Source organism: Acinetobacter sp. ABJ_C4_1, from assembly GCF_044538495.1.
Taxonomy (GTDB): Bacteria; Pseudomonadota; Gammaproteobacteria; order Pseudomonadales; family Moraxellaceae; genus Acinetobacter; species Acinetobacter nosocomialis_A.
This window is the reverse complement of record NZ_JBIUCQ010000001.1, coordinates 98,023-123,138: the sequence shown is the minus strand read 5'-3', so window position 1 is coordinate 123,138 and position 25,116 is coordinate 98,023. Positions and strand designations below refer to the sequence as shown.

The following is a 25,116-nucleotide window of genomic DNA, read 5'->3' as shown; positions in this document are numbered from 1 at the left end:
TTCTTTAGTCATTATTTTTTAATTGGTTATAGAACTGCTCTCGTTTAAATCTGATAGTTATCATTTTTTGTGTGACTATCAGATTTTAAATAGAGCTAACATTTTCTCAGTCTAAGTTCATTTCCCATCCATGAATATTGAATAAATTACGTGGACGATGAGATACCAAATATTTTTATAAACGTTAAACCAACCTTCGCAAAAAATACTCAAGCACCGTCTCACTTTCATCTGCCCCATCCGAGCTTAAAAGCTGAATAATGGCGCTCTCAATCATATATAAAAAGATTCTGGCATCGGTAAAGGAAACATCTGTTTTGAGTTGTCTAAGCTGGCTATAAATTTCATTGGTGAGCCACGTTCTGTACCTCACCGCGGTTTTATAAGCCTTTGAATAAGTATTTTTTGTTTCAAAAATGGCCCTAAATAATAAGTAATACGGCCCTTCTAAGTCGGTATGTAATACATAAAGTTTCTTGAGTTTATCGATTGTACTGGTGTCATCGTCGTACTCGACCATTGCAACCACTTGGTCTTGAAGGCGTTCTTTTTGCACGATTAGACAAATTTCAATGAAGCGTTCTTTAGAGTGAAAATAATTATAAAACGTCATTTTGTTCACTTCGGTTTCTCTCACAATTTTGTCGACGCCGACCATGTGAAATCCACCGTGATGGAACAAATTAATCCCTTTTTTTACAACTTCAAAAGCACGTGTTGGGAGTATTAAATTTGGCATAGTTTTACCGTTATAAAATAAATTTTTGTTGTATATAAATGAGATAAAAAAGCCTGTACCCTTTCTGGGAGAAAAAAAGGCACAGCAAAGCCTATAAAGACTGTGCTTGGCACATCTCAAGTTTTATTGTTGATGCAAGTTTTTTGAGCCGTAATGACTTAAAGCCTGAAAACCCTAAAGGTGATCAAGCTGCTTTAAATTTTAAGTTGTGTCGTTATAGCTTTTGGCAACGGCTGCCAAGAAATAATGGATGTGCAAAGCCAACTCCTTTTTATTGGGAGTTCTGCCAGACATTTATAGAATTATGGTGGCAGAACGGAAGAAGGTTGACAGACTAGTATTATCTCAAACTAGCACACCCGAAGGTGTCCCTCTCCCGTCCTACCGCTACGGGAAAGAGACGAGTGGCACACCACACACAAAACTATTCCTCAGAAGGAAAAGCTCTGATGCGGGAGATAATATTCAGCCTGTCAAAGCCGGCTGGCAATGTGGCCAGCAGGCAAAGAATAGTGCCCAACCCTGTTGCAGTCAAGCACACAAAATGACATTTGTTTTAAATTAGATCATTAAAAAGTAAGAATAAATAATGAATAAGTGATTGTTTAAGTGGGGTTTATAAAGGTGAGATATTTTAGAGATCACAGACTTTTTTCTAGAAAATAGACAGATCTGTATATTTTTCTTTGTTATCATTCGCCCAATTCATGAAAATAACAAGGAATAATAATTTGGCTACACCCTATATAACCATAGGTTGCCCAACTACGGGCGGCGGCAAAGTAATTAGTGGAAACTCATTATTTCTCATTGATGGAAAAGCTGTAGCATGCACAGGCGATAAAGCCACCTGCCCGACGCATAAATTAGTAGCCACGATTGTATCGGGTGATCCGTGCATGAATATTTTTGGCAAACTGGCGGCACGTGTTGGTGACTCTCTGTCTTGTGGCTGTAAGCTACTTCCGCAACAAAGTTTAGTTGTTCAGGATAATGGTGGTGGAGCAGCTCAAGGTTCATCTTCAAGCACAGCACAAACTCAAAATAGTTTTGCACCTCAAACTGACGAACACGGACTTAAGTTCCAACTTAAAGATCAAGAGACAGGCAAACCACTTGCGCAACAGTATTTTAAATTAAAGAGTCCTGACGGAACCGAAATTGAAGGATTTACTGACAAAAGTGGTTATACAAAATTAATTAAAACGGGTACCGAAGCTAAAGAAATTGATTTAACAACTTTCGATTTATCCGAACCTATGGCTGAGTGGAATTAATAATGTCAGATAAAAATTTAAGAAGCCCTTATAGTCGTAATATACCTGACACCTCGCCCGCTTGGGATGCTTACCCAAAGGAAGTAAAGGTCTGTGAAATTACTGAGCCACTTTGCAACGATCATATAAAATTCCGAAATTATTCTATGGCTAGACCCTATAATTTCATGATGAATATTAATCAATGGGCAGATGTGAAAAATACAATTGAATTATTGATGGCCGTACGCTTCGGAATGGAATGGGATATGAACAAACAGCCAGAACAAAATATGGCTGATCCCGCCTTTCATACACAAATGTACATAAAATTTCATAATTACGTTTTAAAGCACTCAATTAAAGAAGCAACTCGTATTGTCAGTGAGTTTCAACAGACTGCATTTAAAGTACGTTTTTTAAGTACATTCGCAGTTGATGAATTATTAGAACTGCGTAATCTAAGTAAGTTCGACCAAGGAAAAGAGATCTATTCAAAAATTGGTGACTTAAAAGACACTTTTGCTAAATTAAATGTAGCTGAAGCTGTAATCGATTTAAGCAGATTACAAGCAAATAACGGTCCACTTTATATAAATCGTAATATGTTTAAAAAAGTCTTTAATCAAGACTTCAACCCTAAGATGATTCAAATTTTAAAAGAAAACAGAGAATATCGCGGAGACCCAACTAATGTACTTATGCAAAACTTCTAGTCTTGTAAAGCTAATATTTATATCACTATTTTTTTCACTAACTGGATGTGCAAACACACAAGTGAATAATGATAGAGAAGCAATAATTAATGCGAGTCGTGGCGCGGTTAATATGCTAATTATAGATCAACCTGTCTATAAAAATGCGATTGCAACAGAAACCAATAAAGTTACAAAAGCTTTATTAGTTACGACACTGGAAAAAGTTGGTGTTTTAAAAGGTTTAGAAAAGCAAATAGGAAATGGGTACATCGTTGAGGAAAGTTTATCTTTAGGAAAACTCAATCAATTGTGTTGGACAACAAAATTTCTTCTACATTATAAAAAAGATATCCCGCAAGAAGCTCAAGCCGCCTATAGTGATGTTTACTCTTGGATCGATACTAAACAAACTGCTTGGACGAAAAAACTCAATAGTGCATACACTAAAGATGAACTAGGTGAAGACGATTGCCGAAAGTAAGTAATAAAAAAGCCCTAATTATTTAGGGCTTTTTTCTATTTCCGTTCCATCTATGAAAAGGTTTATTTGACCGCTAAATATATGGGTTATATGTACTGAAAATTGATTGCTCATAAATAAATCAAATCTTTCAAATTAAGCCCTAAATAATATATGTACAAATAAAGCTTGAATGCTATATTCAGCTCATAAGTTAGCTCTATTTGCTTAAATGCTTAGGTGGGTTAACTTGCCAAAGCCATTTTATGAATAGCTTAATGACCTGCTTCTTGTCGTGATCATTTTTACAATTTAATCTCAATGGGGGCAGGTCGCCATCTCACCTACTACCCGCTTCAATCTTCGCTGTTGATTTTAATTCTAATCGGTTTAATACAACAAATAGGCATTAAAAAAGGGCTTACATGTTATTAGAACGATGCAAACCCTTTATAAATCTTGGTAGTATATCCAATACCAAATTGAAACTTAAGACATTGATTTAAATTACAAATAAATTAAAATAAAAAATATGGTGTACAATTAGGTGTACAAATAATTAATTACTACAGCAATCTACATACAGGTATAATTAGAGTTGCTACCCCACTTCCAGCCACACAACATTGTCCTCAAATTGTTAGCGGTTGTACATCCCAAGGGACCATATACCCATTTTGATGAGGATCAAAAATAAAAAGGTCTTCTCTTGTATTCGCAGGGAAACTAAATTTAGGGATATAGTATGTTGATGAATCACTATTCAACAATTCTATTTCGAAGTGCTGATTTATTAGTGAAGACAACGTGGTGTTGTTGCTTAATAAGTAAAATGGACCATATTTAGCACAATACATAACGATATTAGCAGTAATCGCATCCATCACATTCTCTAACGTAGCACATGAAAAAAAATTTTTGCGATCATGCTTAGTTTTATTATAAGCATCATACCAACTTAAAGATTGCGTCGGATGTGAGGCATTCCAATTAATAAACGGCTTAAATTTTCGTACATTATAGTTTTTGAAACTAATTTGAAATTCCCCTAGGCATAATTTAGGTAACAACTTTACATAATCTTGAGTTGTAAACGTTCGACCATTAGCAGCAGGTGTGCCAGTTTTATTAAATAATGATACCCACATATTCTCTACTTCGGTGCAAGCTAAAATCAATAACTCACGGGATTTATGACCAAAGGACTGAGCACCATTCTGATCGGGTTCAACATATAAAAAAATATCATCTAATTTATCAAGTAGAATTAGTAATGCTTGTTCTGCTGAACGCTGTTCGTACATATCAATATTAAGCGCATTTTGAATATCTTCAGAATATAACAAGGATGGTCTCCAAACCCCCTCAATACTTTGCCCAATTGGTAAATTAAGAGGCTGTATATTTTGGGCTCCAAAAGTTCTAATAGCCCAGTCTTCTAAAGTCCCTTGTTTTTTCTCGATTGCAGTTAAACCTACCGATATAGTGTTTAACCCTTTATTTCCCCCATATAAGTGCACAAAATGAGTGTCAGTTTCGTACGCATATCCTAATGGCTGGCTTTCATGAATAGGTTGTACACAGCGAGGTATTGTAGTTTTCGTATTTTCATAAAAAATTCCGTTCATGATGATCCCGTAATAAATATATAATTATCAAGTAATGTTTTTTAACTAAGCATGTATCAAAAGATTAGTTTAAAATTTTCACTTCTTATTTGGCAATGAAATTCTAATTAGATTCCTATCTATTATTAAATAAAAAGCAATTAGGCAGCTAAAAATGAAAAAGAAATACATCATTACTCTTGAAGGCAATGCCCCGCCTAGACTCTTCTTAGGGGAAGAAATAGCAGGTTGCAAGATCATTGAATTAAGATCAGAAGAACTGCCAAGAAGAGTTGATGCTGCATGACTACTAGAAAGGTACTCACTTTCAAGAAAATCGCTTATAGAACACCTCCGGGTATTTAATAAAGGGAATGAAGGTAAACATCTTTATGATCCAAATGAAGTTATCCCCATTTTAGATAACTTACATTTGCTAAATATAAAAAGAGGTGCTCGGTGGAAAAACTAGAATTAATGTAGGTACTTTCATCTATAGTCTTACAAACTAAATATTAGGAAATCATCCTGATGGCCACCGAAATAAAATTTGTTTTGATAACAGCTGACGAACTTACAAAATTATTGGAAGAGGCATGTGAACGTGCGGTTACTAAGATATTAGCTAATCAGGAGGATGAGTTACTTAATATAAGTCAAATATGTGAGCGAATACCTGGTATAACTTACTACCTTTTTAAAAACCTCTGCAAAGAACAAAAGATTAAAAGCATACGCGGCCGTTACTCATTAAAAAGGGTGAAAACCGCATTAGAACCTACCTAATTCATAAATTTCAAAGTACTTATTTTTTAGTTTTTTATGAATACTTAGGTGTATCCTCTTTAGTGGGTTGAAGCTTTTCTTCCGTTCTTTTAATTTTTTCTTGAACTCGAGTGTTTAACACTATTTTCATGGAGCTCAACTTCATTTCCTCTTTTATGGATTCCAATTCCGCATCAACTAAGTGCATAAAAGATTCTGTTCCATAACGTTTCAAGTAGAAGTCGAATATTTCCTGCTTAAGTAAATTAAAGGTTGTGTCACAATCAAACATGACAACCTGCGTGATTGCCTCCACAGACTCTCCCGACAATGCATAATAATTTGCCTTAATAGAAATTAGATCTTGCAACTTCTTTTTTGACTCAGCCAATGTATCTTCCAAATCTTTGCATTCAGCAATTAGTTTTTCAATATCCAAAGTTCTTATCCTAAAAATTTATCACTACCAGTATTGTAGTTAAGAAAAGCTATATAAATCTTTATATCGTGTTAGTAGTGTCAACAGCTAATCTATAAGATGCTTCTCTCTCTATGTGTCCAGCAATATCTGGTCTTAATACTTCAGGGTTTTACCTGCGGTCTAATGTCAATTGCTTTGACCTAAAATCCAACTCCTCCATTTCATCATCCCAAAGGTTAATTTCCTCACTTTTTAATAGTTCCTTCAAAATTTGATACTCTTTCTTTCCATGTAAACAAGTAGATAAAAATGCTGCGTAAGGACTATCAGCCTGACAACTGTTCAAAAGTTTAGACAAACTTTTTCTTGCTTCATCCAAATTTATGATATTTCTAAAAATACTATCTAACTGGCTAGCGATTTCATTACTAGCAAGAAAACGAGGCAGAACTAGCCTTTTATCATCATTAAGATCGAGCTTAGAAATCGTTGTTTCCCCTTTCAAGTCTTTTGCATAAAGTCTAAATTCTTCTAAAGAGAAATGATTTTTAGGGTAATCAACATATGGATTAACAATCGGTTCGACAACTACATCTAACGTCCATTTCTTTCTATTACATCTCTGGCAAGATGGTAAAAGGTTTTCCCAATCAACAACACTGTCTGGATAAGTGTCCTTATCTTTAAAATGCTCAATTTGCATATATGAGTCTTCTATTTGCAAGGAGCATTCACAATAAGCACATTTAAATGAACTACTATCCAGTAATGCTTCTCCTATTTCTGCATGCTTCCAAACACTAGCCTTCGTTGCCTTAAATTTATTAGTAAGCTCTTCAACTTTCTTAGCTGTCAAATATGCAGGCTTTTTGCCCCTTTCCAGTTTAATCACAGACTATTCTCCAAGACTATCTAACTGTAGCTTGAATACTGGACGTAAAGGATAGTTAGGGTGAAGCATCTTATCTAACTCACAATATGCTTCATATGCTTTATCTCTATTTCTTTCTTGAAGTGCTTCATCAAATCGATCTTTAACCGATTTATAAAGCTTAGTTCTTAAATCCGCCATTCCCATAACATCTTCAAGGATTTCTTCTATTGTCCACCCTTGGTAACCGTACTCTGGATTTGGTATGTCACGAAGAACTATTTCATTATTTTGCCTTTCTAATGCGATTACTTCTCCAGCAAAGGCCGACTGAATAACATGAGGGCTGTGTGTAGCGATGAAGAACTGAGCATAAGGGAAAAGTTCTTTAAGAATATTGATAATTCGACCTTGCCATTCGGGGTGTAAATGTAATTCGATTTCATCAATTAGTATAATCCCCTCAAAATCCTTGGCCGCTATTCTATTTTTATCAAAACGAAAGTCTATTTCTTTTATTAATCCCAAAAGTATGAATAGTGTTGACTTAAAGCCAGATGAAAGGAATTCTAAAAAAATCTCTCCAGTAGGAGTATCAACAAATATTTCATTACTTGTATTAAGACGTTTAAATTTAAACTCTGGATTCAAGAGATTAAAACACGCTTTTGCTGATTCAAGATTTTTTAATTGCGTTTCTGTTAAATGATCGTAATGCTTACTATGTAACACTCTATTTAACAACCAATCTTTGATATCCTCATTTTTTACACCAGAAGAATTATTTCTCATCCTATGCGTTGAGTCTGGGTCAGCAATAATAGCTTTGACTTTTTTGTAATCAATTCCCCTATTAGTTTTTATGTACAACATTAAATGTTTGTTTTCTTCATAGTTTTTATTGTTAATAAGAAAATATTCAGACTCATTCGGTTCAAAGTCTGTAATATCCACATAAATATCCGGAGAACCTTTTTTATCATGTTTGATTGTAATTATTGCTTTATCACTCCCTGCCCTTTTTCTAACATGATTTTTATCAAACTGGCTGAAAGAAGCAGCAATAGCATCTAAAATATTAGTTTTACCAACCCCATTTTCTCCACAAATTATATTCATTTTTGAATTTAAATTTTCGAGTTTTAAATATGGGATTCCGCCTACATCTTTTAACTCAATAGAATGGATTTTCATCTTATAACTACCTTAATTTTCTATCTTAAATAAGATATAGTTGATAGAATACCTTACCTAAAAGTTACTTCATTCATAAACTTATAACTATTTTAAAAAATTGTTTTTTATTTTAATTCAATCATGCCACGCATTTCATAATTTTGAAATGCAAAGTCAAATGTACTAGATACTGTCTCATTTCTTTCTGATACAAATTTAAAAAGACTTCTTAATATCTCAATAACATTTTCAATATTGAAACCTGAATCATGGAATTCAGCTTTTATAAGTTCTTTGAATTTTTCTGTGTCTACACCTTTAACGAAAATCAAAACGCTTGAATCATCTAAGACTCTAGGCTCTTCAGTATTAGCATTTATATAGACTGCCCTATCACCAGCATCTGTCAAATAAATTGCAGTTAGGTGGGTAGTATCCAACCAATAATCATCTATTGTATTCCGAGCTTTATAGCGCTCAAGATATTCAACGATTTGATACATATCAGTAATTGGACTGTTAGCAGCAAATGCTTTCACATCTTCTAATAGATCAGCACTTCCACTACCAGAAATATATCCGCCATTCCATTCAATAATTTTTTTTATATCATTAGAAACTACCCGGGCTACTTTACCATTTTGCATGTAGACCGACCTATTATCTGCTGCCATTGCTAATGCACCAGCATTTCTTATTAATACACACATTGTCATTTTTATTAATACCTAATTGAGGATGTCTTATTTTAGGCTATCAAAAAATTGAAAAGAATAGTTCAGTGAAAAGATGCTTTGCGCCATAAAATGACGCGCACTTACTCTATGAGATGATCATCGCTAATATACGTAGATCTATTTTCATCTACTCATTTTATTATTGAAAAAAAAAACATCAAATCGATGATTTTTACTTTTAAATGTATATTCACTTATTCGCTCAAATCCCACCAATAGCTATTGCCCAAATTTTCTAACCGTTTTTTTGTTTTTGGTAAGTAGTCAGGGTCAATCATGTTTTGAAGTTTAGAGTACAACATTCTGTCAATTATGACCTTACTCTACCATATGTTTTGGAATGGCAAATTACCCTTCAAAGTATTTGCAATTTCCATTGCTCGTGTAGATTCTTTACCTTCAATAAAGTTATTGCCCATATGCTATTACGCACGGCGGTTAATGTGAAAGAAAACACTTTCACAGTGCTGCAGCATAAATCGCTTAACTACGATAAACCGATTTATATTGAAGTTGATATGCACCCGGAACTTGCTGAAACAGTAGTTAAATGTATTGCCAATTCTTTTCGTTTGAATTGTCCACATTTAATTGCTACTCGTCCGGAACGTATTACCGAACATAATCGGATTCCAAAACCGCACCCCTATGCAGTTACTGAGGATCACTTAACAAAGCAATTTCAGAAATACCGTGATTTGTCTGGAGCATGTGACCATCTAGAACCAAGACAACGCCCATCTTTTCATGATCTACGTGCACTTGGTATTTTCAATATTACCGAGAAATATGGAAAACCTTATGCCCAAGCATTGGCAGGACATGCAACGGAAAAAATGACTGATCACTACTTGCAAGGTCACGAAGAACCGAAGCCAGAAAGGGTTAGTTTTCGTTAGTTTTTAAATTCTAAACTTGATTAATTTTCGCACTTATCCACATTAGGGCGTGAATTAGTTCCCCGAAAATACCCCGAAAGATGCCCGAAAAGAAAAAACCGCCAATTAAGGCGGTTTTTTAAATTACTGATTTAACAGCGAATCTTGGTAGGTATATCCAGACTCGAACTGGAGACCTCTACGATGTCAACGTAGCGCTCTAACCAACTGAGCTATACACCTAGAATGGAAAGCATCATATTCATTTTTCAAAAGCAAAACAAGAGATTTGCCATTGAAAAAAATACAAATGAGCAGACTTTGAGCAAACTCTTTTTCATTTCCCAAAAAGTAAAACGGTACATGGTTCAACCACATACCGTCTTTGGTTAGCCAAATATCAAGCTCAACTTAACAAGGGCATTTCTTCAAAGTACCACCTGCCGATGGATAACGCACATCAACACAATGTCGATAGAAAGTCTTCGCATCCATAGGTGTTAAATCTGGATGGTGGACTTTCATATGCTCCAAATACGTTTGATAGTCCGGCACGCCTACCATCAGTCGGAAGCTTTGCTGCAAACGCTGCCACAAGGTTGCTATACGCGACCAGTTCTTTGGAGAAAGTAATAGCTCTTTTTGCGAGAGCACTGTCATTTTGATGATTTTCGCAATAATGACAGTTCCATTTTTTGCAAATTTAAAGTTCATCTTTATTCTCCTCGAGTGGTAACCACTTCAGGATCAGCATATACCGCAGGTGCTTCATTTACAGTCGGAGTACGACTCGCTAAAGCACGGCGAACAATACCAATTGAGGCAATAATCATGACAATCGAAACAATCATAAAGAAGCCACAAAGCGCAGCATTAATCTGATTCGACATCACAATGTTTTGCATCTCAGCAATAGTTTTGGCTGGTTTAATAATTTCACCACGAGCAATCGCGTCAGAGAACTTATGCGCTTGCGCCAAGAAACCAATTTTTGGGTTTTCGTGGAAAATCTTTTGCCAGCCTGCTGTCATACAGGTAATGAACAAGAAAATTGTTGGGAAAATGGTCACCCAAACATACTTTTCTTTTTTCATTTTAAACAGAATGACTGTACCTAAAATGAGTGCCATAGAAGCCAGCATTTGGTTACCAACACCAAATAAAGGCCATAATGAGTTAACGCCACCTAATGGGTCAATCACACCTTGATAGACGAAGAAGCCCCATCCACCAACTGCAACAGCTGTACCAACCAAATTACCAAAGAAAGAACCTGATGCTTTAACTGCAGGAATAACAATACCTACAGTGTCTTGCACCATAAAACGACAAGCACGAGTACCCGCATCGACAGCAGTTAAAATAAACAATGCTTCAAATAAAATGGCAAAGTGATACCAAAATGCCATCATTTGGCGGCTATTAAAAATTTCAGAAATGATATGAGCCATACCAATAGCGAAGGTAGGCGCACCACCTGTACGTGAAAGAATCGAGCTTTCACCTACTTCTTGAGCCAATACGGTTAACATTTCTGGGGTAACAACAAAGCCTAAATTACGTACAGCTTCTGCCGCAGTTTCTACAGTTGTACCGAGTACTGCCGCTGGCGCATTAATCGCAAAATACACACCTGGGTCTAAAACTGTCGCACAGATCATTGCCATGATCCCGACAAAAGACTCCATAAGCATACCGCCATAGCCAATCATGCGCATGTCAGCTTCGTTATCGACGAGTTTTGGTGTCGTACCACTAGATACAAGCGCATGGAAACCAGAAATGGCACCACAAGCAATGGTAATAAATAAGAATGGGAATAAGCTACCTGAGAAAACCGGACCTGTACCATCAATAAAATGAGTTACAGCAGGCATTTTCAATTCAGGTAATGCAATGATAATACCCACCGCTAAACCAAGAATTACCCCGATTTTGAGGAAGGTAGATAAATAATCACGCGGTGCTAACAACAACCAAACAGGTAATACCGATGCGATAAAACCATAAATGATGAGACACCAAGTCAGTTGTGTACCAGTTAAAGTGAAGAATTCACCCCAGTACGGGTCTGCTGCAACATGTCCACCATAGACAATTGCCAGCATCATTAAAACAAAGCCAATAATTGAAACTTCTGCAATACGTCCCGGACGGATAAAGCGCATATAAACGCCCATGAACAATGCAATTGGAATGGTTGCTGCAATACTAAAGACACCCCATGGACTATGTGCAAGTGCTTTAACAACCACCAATGCCAGTACTGCAAGGATAATAATCATTACCCCAAGCGCACCGAGCATTACGACAATACCAGCAAAAGAACCAAGCTCCTGCTTTGCCATTTCACCCAGTGAACGACCATCACGGCGTGTTGAAATAAATAAAACTAAAAAGTCTTGTACTGCACCCGCCAGAACTACACCGACCAATAACCAGATGGTTCCCGGTAAAAAGCCCATTTGTGCTGCCAAAATTGGTCCAACTAACGGCCCTGCTCCTGCAATTGCAGCAAAGTGGTGACCGAAAAGCACATATTTATTGGTGGGTACATAATCCAGACCATCGGCTAAACGGTGGGCTGGGGTTAAACGTCTTGGGTTTAATTCAAATACTTTAGTTGCAATAAATAGACTATAAAATCGATATGCGATGCTATATACACATGCTGCAGCCAGTACAAGCCAAACCGCGTTAACATGTTCACCACGACTGAGTGCCAGCATCCCAAAAGAAATTGCACCTATAATTGCCACTAGGCTCCAGACCAGCTTGGAGGGAAGCGTAGATTTCGCTTGCATTGTGTCCATTCTTAACCTCTCAATAAATAACTACAGCATTTTTATATTGTTATGCACTGTTTCTCTTAATCCCTGTGACTCTACTCCTCCTTTTTCTTTTTTCCTCTTATACTTTCGCATAAAAAAAGGGATGATTTACATCATCCCTTCGATAATAGTTTATTTTTTAACTATTATGCACGCTCTAAATAATCGCCAGTACGAGTATCTACACGAACGCTTTCTTCTTGCTGAACAAATAACGGAACACGAACAACCGCACCTGTTTCAAGCTTAGCTGGTTTACCGCCACCGCCAGATGTATCACCACGTACGCCTGGATCAGTTTCAACAATTTTTAATACAACGAAGTTCGGTGGGCTTACTGTTAAAGGTACGCCGTTGAACAACATAATTGTACATTTTTCATTTGAATCATCTTTTAACCATTTAGCAGCATCGCCCATTGCAATTTTGTCTGCAGCGATTTGCTCAAAAGTTACAGGATCCATGAAGTTCCACATTTCACCGTCGTTGTATAGGTATTCCATTTCAACTTCAACGATGTCAGCCGCTTCTAAAGAGTCACCTGATTTGAAAGTTTTTTCTAATACTTTGCCAGTTTTAAGGTTACGTAATTTTACACGGTTGAACGCTTGACCTTTACCTGGTTTTACATATTCGTTTTCCATGATAGAACATGGGTTACCATCAAGCATAACCTTAAGGCCAGCTTTGAAATCATTTGTAGAATAATAGGCCATGAAAGGCACACTCCAAACTTAACAAGTCAACTATGCGATATAATGCGTTGTTGCATTATCTTAATCGTGTCAAATGATAAACTATTTATACCAAGAGCAAAACTGGCAATCACAACTCAGTGACCTTATTACTGATCCTTCTGAATTGCTAAGCCTACTCGAGTTATCCTCAGATCAGCTATTATCAGGTGCGATTCTGGCTTCTGAAAAGTTTAAATTGCGTGTTCCTCGTGCGTTCGTCGGAAAAATGAACGTTAAAAACCCGCTTGACCCGCTTTTACTACAAGTATTACCTCATCATTTAGAGCTTGAGGAACATCCCGAGTTTGTAACCGACCCTTTAGGTGAAGAAGCAGCCAACCAGTTACCGGGTGTTTTACATAAATATAAATCGCGCTTTTTACTGACTTTGACGGGTGCATGTGCTGTGCATTGTCGTTATTGTTTCCGCCGTCACTTCCCTTATCAGGAAAATCTGCCAAAAAATGATGATTGGCTCAATATTAAAAACTATATCGAAGCCAATCCTGACATTAATGAAGTAATTTTAAGTGGAGGTGACCCACTTACACTTTCTAACCGCAAGCTTGCACTTTGGCTAGAACGTTTATCATCTCTCAAACAAGTAAAGATTTTGCGAATTCATTCACGAGTTCCAATTGTCATTCCAAATCGAATCGACGAAGAGCTTATTTCTTTATTAAAAAACAGTAGGCTGCGTATTGTTCTGGTGGTACACTCGAACCATGCTTCTGAGCTCGATGACTTTACTTGTTCAAAGTTGATGGAGTTATCTTCACACCACATTACTGTACTAAATCAGGCGGTATTGCTAAAAGGTGTCAATGATTCTGCTCAAACTTTAACTGATTTAAGTTATCGTCTATTTGAAGCTCGCGTTATGCCATATTACTTACACGTATTAGATAAAGTAAAAGGTGCACAACATTTTGATTTAATGCCATCTGAAATAGATGCGATATATCAAGACGTGTTAGCGAGCCTACCTGGATATCTGGTTCCTAAACTCGTCAGGGAAATTGCGGGCGAAAAGAATAAAACACCGCTTTTTGGGGCTACAACTTTTTGAGTTATATAATAAGTGATGATGAATAATGCACTTTCGGACATTTTTCACAATCAAACCTCACGTACTCGTGAACGGTTAAGCTTTTGTGAAGCCAACATTAAAGACCTTAATGAATGGGTCACTACCCTTTCTATTATGCAATTGGGTGATACTTCAAAAGCGCTATTTACTGCAATTTTGGAATTAAATGAATTAAATTGCAGTGAAACGCTTCGCTTTGACTTAATTCAAACGCTTCACCCAACTATTAATAATGTTTTGGCAAGTTTAGAAAAGAACTTCTTTAACCAAGGTGTGATTAGTACAGACCGGAACGAGCATATTATTGAGCTGGCAATGCTGTTGCGCTGTTATTTTGCCAGCATTTATTTAAATATTGCGCAGACCAGCCACGAACAGCTGCAAAAACAGAAGTTCTCTTTGTTTTCTTTTAAACAAAAGAAAAACTTACAAACTGCACGTATTTTGGCGACATTCCATGCGTTGCAGCAACTGACCAATCTTTTATACCAACAGCATATGCTCTATAGCGAACCTGTAAAAGGACAATGGTTAATTGCACATCAACTTTATGAAACAGCCGTTCAGCACAAATACCATTTAACCAATATTAATCATATTCAAGGCGTGCAACATCCTTTAGCGAATATTACGCAGGCTTATGCACAGCTTATTTTATTAGATATTTTTAATACCAATCAGATTCGTCAATCAGAAATTCAGGCTTTGTTTCAATGTAGCTTCGACTGGGCACGCATGATTCAGATCTTGCCTAAAGACTCTGCTTTAACAAAGTATGTGGTCGATCCAACTAAAGACCACCCACCTGTATATAACAAAAAGCAAAGTTCAAACTTCAACCCAAGCATTTTTATTAGTACACAAGCGTTGCTTGAGCATGTCACTGCTACCATGCATAAAAATGCTCAATATATGTCTAAAAATGAAAAGATTTATTTGAGTCCAGCGTTAAAGTTTCACGTTCAAACCATTTTGGGCACGACAGCACAACGCCGTCATGAACGTTATGAATATAATGCTGCACTACAAATCTGTTTCGGATTAAGTACCGCTCATTTTTACTTATCTAAAGCAAAAAACTTTGAAGAAACGCTACAGCTTAACAATAACTATAATCTACAAAGCGAATCGAAAGTTTTATCAAACCTAGAGAAAAAAGAGCAACAAACTTCGTCTTACCAACGCTTAAGCCGTGAGAGTAAAACCATCTATCAAACCACCGTGCTTGATATTAGTGTGAATGGCTATCGTATTAAATGGTCTGGTGAAGCGCCTAAAAACTTAAGAACTGGCGAATATATTTTAGTCAAAGAAACACTGCATGGTCAGTGGCGTGGCGGTGTGATTCGCTGGATTAAACAATCAACAGAAAAAAGTCTGGAACTGGGTTTAGAAATTCTTTCACAAGCCATGTTTCCTTGTGCTGTACATATTCAGGCAGAGCGCCATACTCGTAATTACCACCCTGCACTATTACTACAAACTCAAAACTTAGAAGAAATACAAAACACGCTTATTTTACCGGGGTCTCAAATTTTTAGAGAGCAACAAACAATTCATTTACGATTGGGGACAGAAGAAATCAAAGTGTATCTACTCAAAGCACAACTCATTACTCAAAGTTTTATTCAATTTCAATTTGAACTTTTGAATGAGCAGCAGCAACACCTGCTTGATCAGTTCATGCTGAAAAAGAATAGTAACGTGAATAGCCAAGATTTATGGGAAGCATTAAAGTGAGAAACTCTTTACTATCTAAAAGGTTAAAACGTACTGAAATACGTTTACTCATTATTGATGATAACCAGTTACGTTATAACCAAATTTTAAATTTATTATCGGGGAATGATTATCAAGTTAATGCCTTATTACTTGATGATTTAAAAAGTTTTGAAAAGCAGCTCAATACATCGTGGGATGTCATTATTTTTGGTCGCGCATATGATTTGAAAATTGAACAAACTCTCTCCCTTGTTCAAGCCTCAGAACAGCCGCAGCTACCAATTTTACTTTTACAACCAGATGATTACCAAGCGCAGCAATATCAAAGCTATATTCAAAAAGGTATTTATGATGTAGTCCCGCTAGAACCTCTGGACTATTTCTATATTACGCTTGTTCGAGCACTGTCATACAGCCGCCTTTTACAAAAGGAACAACGTCTTTTGGCGGAGCTTGATACCATTCATACGCATACGCAAACATTGGTCGATAACAGCCATAAAGCGGTCGCTATTTTTCAAGAAGGCATCCACATTAAGGCAAATACCGAATATTTGAATCTTTTTGGCTTTCAGCAAGAAGAAGATATTATTGGTTTGCCGATTTTAGATGTCTTACAACCCAACGATTTAAATATTTTTAAACAACGTTTTAAGAAAATTTCTTTAGGACAGTTTGATCAAGCACGCTTCGAGATTCAAAGTCAGCATCAAGCCATTTCGGGTAATAATGCTTTAAAACTGGAATTTATTCCGAGCCAAGAAGAAGATGCTGTACAGCTGACCATCGACTATCAAGTTGATTTAAAAACACCAGCAAATACGGCGCCGTCCGAGAAAACAACTGGGTTAAGCACGGCTTGGCCACAGATTAACCGACATTTATCGACCCACCCTGCGCAAGCAAATGCCATAGTTCTATTTAGACTTGCACAGTGCCCAGAACGCCTCTTTCAACAAGGTTGGCAGACTTTGGGGCAGTATTTCAATCAGCTACATGGTTTTTTAAAAGACCATGCACAAATGCCGATTTACCAAGTCGATTTGGGTACGTATATCGGCATCTTACAAGCTGAAAATAGTACAGTTTTAAACTCTCAGTTGACGAGTTTGCAAACTTTGCAAAAAGAACACTTGTTAAAAGTGAATGAGCAAAACTTTTCGGTACAGTTAAAGCTTGGCTATGCTCCGCTTAATCAACCACTCACTGAGGTTTCATTTAGCTCATTACTTAATGAAGCTGAAAAGCAGAACCTACCTCAAGTTACCCCTCAGCTTGAAATAACGCCTATCGTAGAAAAAACAGTTTCGCCAAGCATTGAAGCTGTTCCTCTTGATTTAACAATTGAACATTTTGAGACGACTTCGCAGTCTTCTTTGCTACAGCAGTTAAGACAAAAATTAGCTCAGGGACAAATACACCTGAAGTATCAGCAAGTTTATGACAAGCATGATGAAGAAACTCATAACTATGAAGTGACGAGTGGCTTTATTGCTGATGAACAATGGCATGATTTAAATGACTTAGCTGACTTAAAAGAAGATGCTGAACTATCAATTCAACTAGACCGCTGGATATTGGTAGAAGCGTGTAAACAGCTTCATAACTTCATTGCTCAGTATCCTAAAGCAAGACTCATTATTAACCTTAATATTGATATTTTGCTGAAAGATAAGTCATTCCCTGAGCTGATTTCAAAACTGCTTACCATCATTGGTAGCAAGCTTGAAAGTCCGCTAATTTTGCAATTTTCGGAACAGGCACTTCAGCACTACCTCCCAACAGCTCAGCCGCTGATTGGTCGTTTACGTCAACATGGTGCGGAGGTTTCAATCCGAGACTTTGCTTCTTCTATATATAGCGATTCAATTTTGCAGCAGCTTGATATTCAGCTCGTAAAATTACAGTCCAGCAAAACTGACCTATTAAGCTCAGGCCAAGGACTTAGTAGCTTGCAAGAAAAAGTATTGAACTATTTGACTGTAAAACCGATTGGAATTTTATTGGCTAACTTAAATGATATGAACCTGTTTGCTAATGCATGGAATGTGGAAGCACGTTTCTTACAAGGTGATTATTTTCAGAAAAAGCTTGATCGCTTAACAGATGTGCAAGACCAATAATGGTCTTGTACGCTAAAAACAAAAAACGGGCATAAGCCCGTTTTTTGTTTCGTTTTGAAGTATTAACGCTTGATAGAGCGAGACATACCAGCAAAACGTTGTTTGAATTTGTCGATACGACCACCAGTGTCTACATTCTTTTGTTTACCAGTGTAGAAAGGGTGGCAAGCTGAACATACGTCAAGGTAAATAGTTTCTTTACCTAAAGCAGAACGAGTTTCGATTACGTTACCGCATGAGCAAGTTGCAACTAATTTTTCATATTTTGGGTGAATATCGGCGCGCATCGTCGATTACTCCTAATTGAAGAAAGGCTTAAGCTGTCATCGCAATTGATCACTCTCAATTAAATTGAGGCAGGCTTTTTCAAGCAGATCAACACCACAACAGACCATTCTTTTGGCCCACCGAAACCTCTAGGGTTAGAGCTAAGCACAACAAGTGGACAGTATTATACGCCATATAATTTTTTTTTGCGACTTAATCTTGGGATTTAGCCCAGTAATTTGCGATTACTCCACACACCATTAATTGTATTTGGTGAAATATCATAATTGGCAATACAATCATTCCTAACGGCTGACCAATAAATAAGATTTGTGCCATTGGGACCCCACTTGCCAAGGTCTTTTTTGAGCCACAAAAGAACACGGTAATCTGATCGGCACGGCTAAAACCAAAAGCACGCGGTAAATACAGTGCAAGCAACATAATAATAGTCAGTAATACCGAGCAAGCGAGTGCCAAAAGAAGTAAGGTTTTCCAATTCACTTGATGCCAAAGTCCGGCAACTACTGCCCCACTAAATGCACCATAGACCACCATCAAAATTGAGCCTTGATCGAATGCTTTTACAATGCTTGGTACTTTTGCCATATATGGAAAAACATAAGGACGAAGCAATTGCCCTAAAACAAATGGCACTAATAACAATAGCGTAATTTCTATAATGGACGATGTAGGATCAAACCCGTGCTGACTTTGCCCTAAAATAAAGAAACTGACTAAAACTGGCGTAATGAACATACCCACCAAGTTTGAGAAAGATGCACTACATACCGCCCCTGCCACATTCCCTTTTGCCACTGAAGTAAAAGCAATAGAAGACTGAACTGTAGAGGGTAAAAAACACATAAACAGAAAGCCCCAATAAAGCTGCTGTCCCAATAAAGGTAAAAGAATAGGTTTAGCCAATAAACCAAGGGCAGGAAAAATAAAGAACGTAATTGCAAATACCAGTAAATGCATTTTCCAATGCAAAATACCTTCAATTACAGCCTCACGAGACAACTTAGCCCCATGCAGGAAGAATAAAATTGCAATCGCGACTGTAGTTAATGTATTGAAATACTGCGCAGCTTGACCACTGACTGGAAAAAATGTTGCTAGCAGCACCATACCAACCAACAAAATTGTAAATCGATCAAGTGCCAAGAACTTCAGCATGTTCACATCCTATGATTATTTTAGACAAATAAAAACCCAGTTGACAAATTGACCATTTGGTCAAGCCTTCATCATACTGGGCTATAAAAATAAAGCTAGGCTTTTAAGACCTAAATCTTAAAGCGCCATATTCAATTATTTAATTATTTCTAGCATTTGCATCTTGCTGAATGAGCTCGATTTTGTAGCCATCTGGATCTTCAACAAAGGCAATAACCGTAACGCCACCCTTCATTGGGCCAGCTTCACGCACAACTTTACCGCCACGTGCTTTAATTTCTTCACATGCTTTGTAAGCGTCTTCGACACCAATTGCGATGTGACCATAAGCATTACCTAAATCATAACTTGATGTATCCCAGTTATGAGTAAGTTCAAGCACGGTATTATTTTCTTCATCGCCATAACCAACAAATGCCAGTGTAAAACGACCTTCTTCATAATCACGCTTACGAAGTAACTTCATCCCTAATACTTCGGTATAGAACTTTAAAGATTGTTCTAAATTGCCTACTCGCAACATTGTATGAAGCATTCGCATGTTTATTCACCTGCCTTTTCTGTTTCATGTGTTTGATGATCTTTGAGTAGTTTTCCAACCCAAACCACTAAAATTAAGATTGGAATCCCGATCAGTGTGGTCATCAAAAAGAAGTTTGGGTACCCAATATTACTCACTATGGTACCTGAATATCCACCTAAAAGTTTTGGTGTAAGGGTCATGAGTGAACTAAAGATCGCATATTGAACAGCAGTAAATGACACACTAGTTAAGCTCGAAAGGAATGCAATAAATGCTGCACCAGCAAGACCCGAAGCCATATTATCTACAACAATTGCGAAGTAGAGCCACAGCGAACTATAAGGCTTGATGACTTTACCGCTAATCTCAACTTCTTGACCTGACTTGGTGTCAATGTATGGTAGAGGTTCAATGTTCACATCTAATTCTGCTTTTGGTGCAGAATTTGAAGCGACTTGATATTGATGGGAAACTGATAATACTTTTTGGTTTCCTTCAACCACCGCAGCAGTTAGTTGCTTGCTTGGTGATGACAATAATTTTTGCATATCAATTGCAGCGTTAAACACGCCTTTTTGATCTGTCATTTTTGCATCAAAATTCTGTCCATCAAGATTCACCACAATCTTTTGGTTAGGCGATAAAGCTTTGCCAAAGTACTGACCACGAACAACCACACTGCCTTCAGAAGATTTAGCAGTGATTTGGTCACTTCCCATTAAAGGTAAAATTTGTAGAGGAACATGTTCAGCATGCGTTGTTACTAATGGTTGAACTCGGACTATAGTCTCTGCTTGTTGACCTTGCAAAGCATAGCCAGCTTTTACATCAACTTGTTTAGTCCCATCAAAAGTGGAACTCGGGACTTTAATCTTCCAATAACCCACTTCATCTGGCTGAGCTTTATAATGTTTATTACCCACTTGAACATCAACCATATCAAGCGGTTTGCCAGATTTTACTAAACCAATGAAAATGAGGTTAGTCGAGCTTGCTAATACAGCACCAACAAACATGAGTTTCATGATGTTCATACGCTGCGCTAGTAAGCCGCCTAAGAAGCCACCAACCAAGCTAAAGATAACACCATAAACTTTTACAGCTTCGGCAATTTGCTCTTTGCTAAAGTTCAAATCTTGATAAAAGACATTTGAAATCACACCCGCAATAATGTCTGAAATACGGAAGAAACCAATCAAGAATAAAAGCACTAACGCAAGTTTGACACCATAACGTTTAAAGAAATCAAGAATTGGTGCAATCCAAGTTTCTTTTGCCATTTGCTGGTTGACCACGCCTATTTTCACCAGTATGTAACCGACTAAAATGGCAGTGCCTGTTGCCGTTAAAAATCTTAAAGCTTCTAAGCCAAATAAAGCTGCGCTGTCTTGAATATTGCCAGCTTTAGAAATTGCCTCAGTAATTTGACCTGAGTAAATATAAGTTATGACAAACGAAATGACCGCTACAAAGAAGACTAAAACCAGACGGTAATAATCTGTGGTTTTATAGTTTTTATATACGCGATTAACCTTAGGTTCGCGAACAAGCAAGGTTGTAATAATACCTACCGACATGACGGCTGCCATCGTTAAGTAGGTGGTTTTCCAAGCCTCGTAAATATAGTTGCCTTTAGCTGTTCCTAAATGTGCGGCTAAGAATAATGCACCAGCACCCGCGACAATCATACCGATACGGTAACCCGCATTATAAGTAGATGCTAACACTGTCTGCATTTCAGTTTCAGCTAACTCAATACGATAAGCATCAATCACGATATCTTGCGTTGCTGCTGAAAAGCCGAGCAACACGGCACCTGCCGCCATTTGAACAAGGTAGCTATGACCTAAAGCTGGGTCGGCAAAAGCCATGGTACAAATCGCAAGCACAATTAAACACTGCGCGATTAGCAACCAAGCACGTCTTCGGCCTAAAGCCTTGGTCAAGACCGGTACTGGTAACTCATCAATTAAGGGTGCCCAAACAAACTTAAAGGAATATCCCAAAGCTGCCCAACTGAAAAAAGTGACTGCACTTTTATCAATGCCCGCTTCACCTAGCCATAAAGAAAGACTAGAGAAAATTAGTAAAATAGGTATTCCGGCAGAAAAACCCAGAAATAGCATAATTAATGCACGACGGTCTAAAAATGCTTTAAACGCCGAGACCCAACCAGAGGTTTGTGTGGTCATTCGTTTTTTATTTTCCATAAATTATAAATGCGCCTATTCAATCGCTTCTTACAATTGCTTTCAAGATTCTTTCTGCAATCAAGTTTTGTTTTGGTGATAAAAGCAGCAAGTTTGCTTGATATTTTATGCTAAACCTGTATACCTTTAATCTTCAACCTTCGTTTTCTTTTGCTGGATATCAACAGTGACACAAAAACTTGATCAAGTGACAACTTCAACTTTATCACTCGCTAAAACAAACACCACAAACGTCACAATAAATGCATTTCCTTCAGCTTTTGAGCAACCTGATATAAAAATGACTTTGGATAAAACAGCCTTAAAACCCGAACAACTTACGCATATTCCAAATTTCGAAAATATCCCAGCTTCTACAAAACGTATAAAACCGCTTAATAACTTTTTAGGGCAAGACCGTGCCAAAGCTTCGGTAGAAGCAGGCATTTCTTTACCCTACTCTGGTTATAACATTTTTGCAGTAGGAACGGCAGGCTTGGGTAAACGCACCATGATCAAGCGTTTACTCCAACAACATGCGAAAACAATGCCTACTCCAGATGATTGGGTATATGTCTATAATTTTAAGCAAGCACGCCAACCACTTGCTCTACGCTTCCCTGCTGGGCAAGGAACGAAGTTTCAGCATACTCTTCACCAAACTTGGCAAATTATTTTAAAACAGCTTGAACGCCGTTTTAGTGCCGAGACTTACCATAACCGTATTGAGCGTATCCGTGAAGAAACCGGAGATGAACAACAACAAGCGCTGGTTGAGTTAACCAAAGAAGGCGAAGAGCTCGATTTAAAATTGATTTCTCGAAATGAGAAACATGGTTTTGTACCTGTACAAGTAAAAGATGATCAGGTGCAAGAACTGACTCAAACAGAAATTGATGCTTTAAATACTAAGCAGCGTGCTGAGATCGCAGCTAATGTTCGTTACATGGATAAAAAGCTCGAGCGTCTTGGTTTGCATTTAGGCGATTTAGAAGATGACGCACGTGACAAAGTGTCTGTGTTAAATCGAGACATCGCGACTCAAGTGGTTATGCCACGCATGGATTTGATTTTAAATAAATATGGCCAAGTCAAAGGCCTTGAAGATTATTTAAAGCAGTATGCGCAAGATGTAATTGACAATGTTGAGCTCATTTTAGAGCAAGAAGAAGATGACTTTGCTCCAGCTATGTTCAATCGTGTACCTGCTCGCTATCAAGCTAATGTGATTGTCTCAAACAAACCAAACAGTGGTGCACCGGTTATTTTTGAAGATTTCCCAACGCACTACAACTTGCTTGGTCATGTCGAACAACTTACTCACAACGGCACAATTACCACAGATTTCACTCTCATTCGCCCAGGTGCTCTACATCAAGCGAATGGTGGTTTTTTAATGCTTGAGGCCGAGCAATTACTCGAGCAGCCTTATGCATGGCAAGGTTTGAAGCGTGCTTTAAAATCAGGCCAGCTCAAGCTCTCTTCTCTTGAACATATGTTGACGTTAACAGGCTCTATCTCAATAGAACCTGCTGCAGTTCCACTTGATATTAAAGTGGTTCTTATGGCGGAACCTGAAATTTATTATGAAATTTTAGAAGTAGAACCAGAGCTTGGTAGTGTATTTAAAATTCGTGCAGATTTTACCGATACATTACAACGTAATGACGAAAATGAACAAGCTTACATGCAGCTAATTGCTGACTATGTACAAGCAGATAAATTGCTTCCGTTTGACCGCAGTGCATTAGCAGCTTTACTTACCGATTCAAGCCGTCAGGCAGAAGACCAAAGCTCGCTGTCGTTACATGCTTCAACTTTGGGTGACCTCATTCGCGAAGCGCATCATCATGCATTTAAAGCCAATGAAAAGATTGTAACCGACCAGCACATTAACCTTGCACTACAACATAGACAATATCGCTTAGGCTATTTAAGAGAGCTTTACTGGCAAGATCTGTCGCGAGGAACTCAGTTAATCGAAACTTCTGGTCATCGTTTAGGTCAAATCAATGCCCTCTCCGTCATTCACTATGCAGATGTTGAGTTTGGTTTACCTTCACGTTTGACTGCATCAGTCTATCAAGGTGGCGGCGATATTCTTGATATTGAACGTAGTGTAGAACTTGGTGGTTCACTACATGCCAAAGGCGTGTTGCTCATGTCTAGCTTCTTGAAAGCTCACTTTGGCCGTGAACAGATTTTACATTTCTCTGCTGCGCTTGCATTTGAACAAAGCTATGGGCAAGTGGATGGCGACAGTGCAACAGTTGCCGAGCTTTCTGCATTAATTTCAGCAATTAGCCAAATACCAATTGATCAATCATGGGCGATTACCGGTTCTATGAACCAGTTAGGCCAAGTTCAACCAATTGGTGGTGTAAATGCCAAAATTGAAGGCTTTTATGATGCTTGTAAATTACAAGGTTTAACTGGCAAACAAGGTGTCATTATTCCACGTCAAAACATGCAGCATTTGATGTTACGTCAAGATGTGATTGATGCGGTGCAAAGTGGTCAATTCCATATCCATGCGATTGATACCATCGATCAAGCGCTTGAGATTTTAATGGCCCGCCCTGTAGGTACACTCGACAAAAAAGGCAAGTACAGTAAACACTCTATTTATGCTGCTGTAATGGAGCAACTCGAATATTGGCAGGCCATTGAAGACGGCGCAGAAATTGAAGAGGAGCCAAAGAAGAAAAAGAAAAATAAGAAAAAGATCAAAAAGCATGAAGAACTCACAGCTGATGATCTTCCCCAAGAGACTCAAGAAGAGGTTGCGACTCTGAAGCAGAAATAACATCAATAAAAAAGGGCTTGTAATCACAAGCCCTTTTTTAT

General features: G+C 37.6%; 22 protein-coding genes, 1 tRNA gene and 2 pseudogenes. 10 read left to right on the top strand and 15 right to left on the bottom strand.

Features of this window, described 5'->3' with window-relative positions; translation table 11 throughout:
- Positions 1 to 184 precede the first annotated feature (184 nt).
- The gene (locus tag ACIF8R_RS00540; RefSeq protein ID WP_396478383.1) at positions 185 to 739 is read right to left on the bottom strand and encodes a TetR/AcrR family transcriptional regulator; all 555 of its coding nucleotides are present in this window, start codon (positions 737 to 739) and stop codon (positions 185 to 187) included.
- A gap of 731 nt (positions 740 to 1,470) precedes the next feature.
- Between ACIF8R_RS00540 and ACIF8R_RS00535 the strand changes: the two genes are divergently transcribed.
- The 3 genes from ACIF8R_RS00535 to ACIF8R_RS00525 are packed head-to-tail and all read left to right on the top strand — an operon-like array spanning position 1,471 to position 3,174.
- Positions 1,471 to 2,016 carry a PAAR domain-containing protein gene (locus ACIF8R_RS00535; protein ID WP_031952998.1) on the top strand — a complete coding sequence of 182 codons (546 nt, stop codon included), beginning with the start codon at positions 1,471 to 1,473 and terminating at the stop codon, positions 2,014 to 2,016.
- A 2-nt stretch (positions 2,017 to 2,018) separates the two neighbouring features.
- A complete protein-coding gene (locus ACIF8R_RS00530; protein ID WP_396478381.1) occupies positions 2,019 to 2,711 on the top strand; it encodes a hypothetical protein in 693 nt (230 codons plus the stop codon).
- Positions 2,689 to 3,174, top strand: a complete 486-nt coding sequence (locus tag ACIF8R_RS00525) for a hypothetical protein (protein ID WP_396478379.1) — start codon at positions 2,689 to 2,691, stop codon at positions 3,172 to 3,174. Before ACIF8R_RS00530 ends, ACIF8R_RS00525 begins: the two co-directional genes overlap by 23 nt.
- A gap of 611 nt (positions 3,175 to 3,785) precedes the next feature.
- Here ACIF8R_RS00525 and ACIF8R_RS00520 read toward each other — a convergent pair.
- Complete coding sequence (locus tag ACIF8R_RS00520; protein WP_396478377.1) at positions 3,786 to 4,781, bottom strand: hypothetical protein; 996 nt, start codon at positions 4,779 to 4,781, stop codon at positions 3,786 to 3,788.
- A gap of 154 nt (positions 4,782 to 4,935) precedes the next feature.
- Here ACIF8R_RS00520 and ACIF8R_RS00515 point away from each other — a divergent pair.
- Both ACIF8R_RS00515 and ACIF8R_RS00510 read left to right on the top strand, forming a co-directional pair.
- A pseudogene (locus ACIF8R_RS00515) lies at positions 4,936 to 5,232 on the top strand (hypothetical protein).
- A gap of 59 nt (positions 5,233 to 5,291) precedes the next feature.
- Positions 5,292 to 5,546, top strand: a complete 255-nt coding sequence (locus ACIF8R_RS00510) for a hypothetical protein (RefSeq protein WP_396478375.1) — start codon at positions 5,292 to 5,294, stop codon at positions 5,544 to 5,546.
- Between the two features lie 34 nt (positions 5,547 to 5,580).
- On the opposite strand, the gene ACIF8R_RS00505 is transcribed toward ACIF8R_RS00510, so the two are convergent.
- From ACIF8R_RS00505 to ACIF8R_RS00485, 5 genes and pseudogenes are all read right to left on the bottom strand, one after another.
- On the bottom strand, positions 5,581 to 5,964 hold the full coding sequence (locus tag ACIF8R_RS00505) for a hypothetical protein (RefSeq protein WP_396478373.1): 384 nt from the start codon (positions 5,962 to 5,964) through the stop codon (positions 5,581 to 5,583).
- Between the two features lie 151 nt (positions 5,965 to 6,115).
- Positions 6,116 to 6,838 carry an HNH endonuclease gene (locus ACIF8R_RS00500; protein ID WP_042075065.1) on the bottom strand — a complete coding sequence of 241 codons (723 nt, stop codon included), beginning with the start codon at positions 6,836 to 6,838 and terminating at the stop codon, positions 6,116 to 6,118.
- A 3-nt stretch (positions 6,839 to 6,841) separates the two neighbouring features.
- Positions 6,842 to 8,011, bottom strand: a complete 1,170-nt coding sequence (locus ACIF8R_RS00495; protein ID WP_262460631.1) for an AAA family ATPase — start codon at positions 8,009 to 8,011, stop codon at positions 6,842 to 6,844.
- 107 nt (positions 8,012 to 8,118) lie between these two features.
- Positions 8,119 to 8,709 (bottom strand): hypothetical protein, encoded by a 591-nt coding sequence (locus tag ACIF8R_RS00490; protein WP_396478371.1) that lies wholly within the window; start codon positions 8,707 to 8,709, stop codon positions 8,119 to 8,121.
- A gap of 215 nt (positions 8,710 to 8,924) precedes the next feature.
- Positions 8,925 to 9,149, bottom strand: a pseudogene (locus tag ACIF8R_RS00485) (hypothetical protein); the annotation flags it as partial.
- Here ACIF8R_RS00485 and ACIF8R_RS00480 point away from each other — a divergent pair.
- Positions 9,150 to 9,629 carry a hypothetical protein gene (locus tag ACIF8R_RS00480; protein WP_396478369.1) on the top strand — a complete coding sequence of 160 codons (480 nt, stop codon included), beginning with the start codon at positions 9,150 to 9,152 and terminating at the stop codon, positions 9,627 to 9,629.
- A gap of 145 nt (positions 9,630 to 9,774) precedes the next feature.
- On the opposite strand, the gene ACIF8R_RS00475 is transcribed toward ACIF8R_RS00480, so the two are convergent.
- The 4 genes from ACIF8R_RS00475 to efp form a co-directional block, all read right to left on the bottom strand.
- Positions 9,775 to 9,851: transfer RNA gene (locus ACIF8R_RS00475), tRNA-Val, on the bottom strand.
- 168 nt (positions 9,852 to 10,019) lie between these two features.
- Positions 10,020 to 10,322: a YbdD/YjiX family protein gene (locus tag ACIF8R_RS00470; protein ID WP_016804681.1), complete on the bottom strand. Its 303-nt coding sequence runs from the start codon at positions 10,320 to 10,322 to the stop codon at positions 10,020 to 10,022.
- Positions 10,323 to 10,324: 2 nt separating this feature from the next.
- Complete coding sequence (locus tag ACIF8R_RS00465) at positions 10,325 to 12,421, bottom strand: carbon starvation CstA family protein (protein WP_396478367.1); 2,097 nt, start codon at positions 12,419 to 12,421, stop codon at positions 10,325 to 10,327.
- A 164-nt stretch (positions 12,422 to 12,585) separates the two neighbouring features.
- Positions 12,586 to 13,155 (bottom strand): elongation factor P, encoded by a 570-nt coding sequence (efp, locus tag ACIF8R_RS00460; protein ID WP_263614294.1) that lies wholly within the window; start codon positions 13,153 to 13,155, stop codon positions 12,586 to 12,588.
- Between the two features lie 73 nt (positions 13,156 to 13,228).
- On the opposite strand from efp, the gene epmB reads away from it, so the two are divergent.
- The 3 genes from epmB to ACIF8R_RS00445 are packed head-to-tail and all read left to right on the top strand — an operon-like array spanning position 13,229 to position 18,111.
- Positions 13,229 to 14,245 (top strand): EF-P beta-lysylation protein EpmB, encoded by a 1,017-nt coding sequence (gene epmB / locus ACIF8R_RS00455; RefSeq protein WP_396478365.1) that lies wholly within the window; start codon positions 13,229 to 13,231, stop codon positions 14,243 to 14,245.
- Between the two features lie 15 nt (positions 14,246 to 14,260).
- Complete coding sequence (locus ACIF8R_RS00450) at positions 14,261 to 16,006, top strand: GTPase (protein ID WP_311086922.1); 1,746 nt, start codon at positions 14,261 to 14,263, stop codon at positions 16,004 to 16,006.
- Positions 16,003 to 18,111: an EAL domain-containing protein gene (locus ACIF8R_RS00445; RefSeq protein WP_396478363.1), complete on the top strand. Its 2,109-nt coding sequence runs from the start codon at positions 16,003 to 16,005 to the stop codon at positions 18,109 to 18,111. Before ACIF8R_RS00450 ends, ACIF8R_RS00445 begins: the two co-directional genes overlap by 4 nt.
- Positions 18,112 to 18,173: 62 nt before the next feature.
- Here the strand turns inward: ACIF8R_RS00445 and rpmE are convergent, their stop codons facing one another.
- From rpmE to ACIF8R_RS00425, 4 genes are all read right to left on the bottom strand, one after another.
- Positions 18,174 to 18,398 carry a 50S ribosomal protein L31 gene (rpmE, locus tag ACIF8R_RS00440; RefSeq protein ID WP_001200845.1) on the bottom strand — a complete coding sequence of 75 codons (225 nt, stop codon included), beginning with the start codon at positions 18,396 to 18,398 and terminating at the stop codon, positions 18,174 to 18,176.
- Between the two features lie 193 nt (positions 18,399 to 18,591).
- Positions 18,592 to 19,563 (bottom strand): bile acid:sodium symporter family protein, encoded by a 972-nt coding sequence (locus ACIF8R_RS00435; protein ID WP_006580654.1) that lies wholly within the window; start codon positions 19,561 to 19,563, stop codon positions 18,592 to 18,594.
- 133 nt (positions 19,564 to 19,696) lie between these two features.
- On the bottom strand, positions 19,697 to 20,098 hold the full coding sequence (gene gloA, locus ACIF8R_RS00430) for a lactoylglutathione lyase (RefSeq protein WP_002052709.1): 402 nt from the start codon (positions 20,096 to 20,098) through the stop codon (positions 19,697 to 19,699).
- A gap of 2 nt (positions 20,099 to 20,100) precedes the next feature.
- Positions 20,101 to 22,290 (bottom strand): AmpG family muropeptide MFS transporter, encoded by a 2,190-nt coding sequence (locus tag ACIF8R_RS00425; protein ID WP_396478361.1) that lies wholly within the window; start codon positions 22,288 to 22,290, stop codon positions 20,101 to 20,103.
- A 166-nt stretch (positions 22,291 to 22,456) separates the two neighbouring features.
- On the opposite strand from ACIF8R_RS00425, the gene ACIF8R_RS00420 reads away from it, so the two are divergent.
- On the top strand, positions 22,457 to 25,075 hold the full coding sequence (locus ACIF8R_RS00420) for an ATP-binding protein (RefSeq protein ID WP_263614297.1): 2,619 nt from the start codon (positions 22,457 to 22,459) through the stop codon (positions 25,073 to 25,075).
- Positions 25,076 to 25,116: the final 41 nt, after the last annotated feature.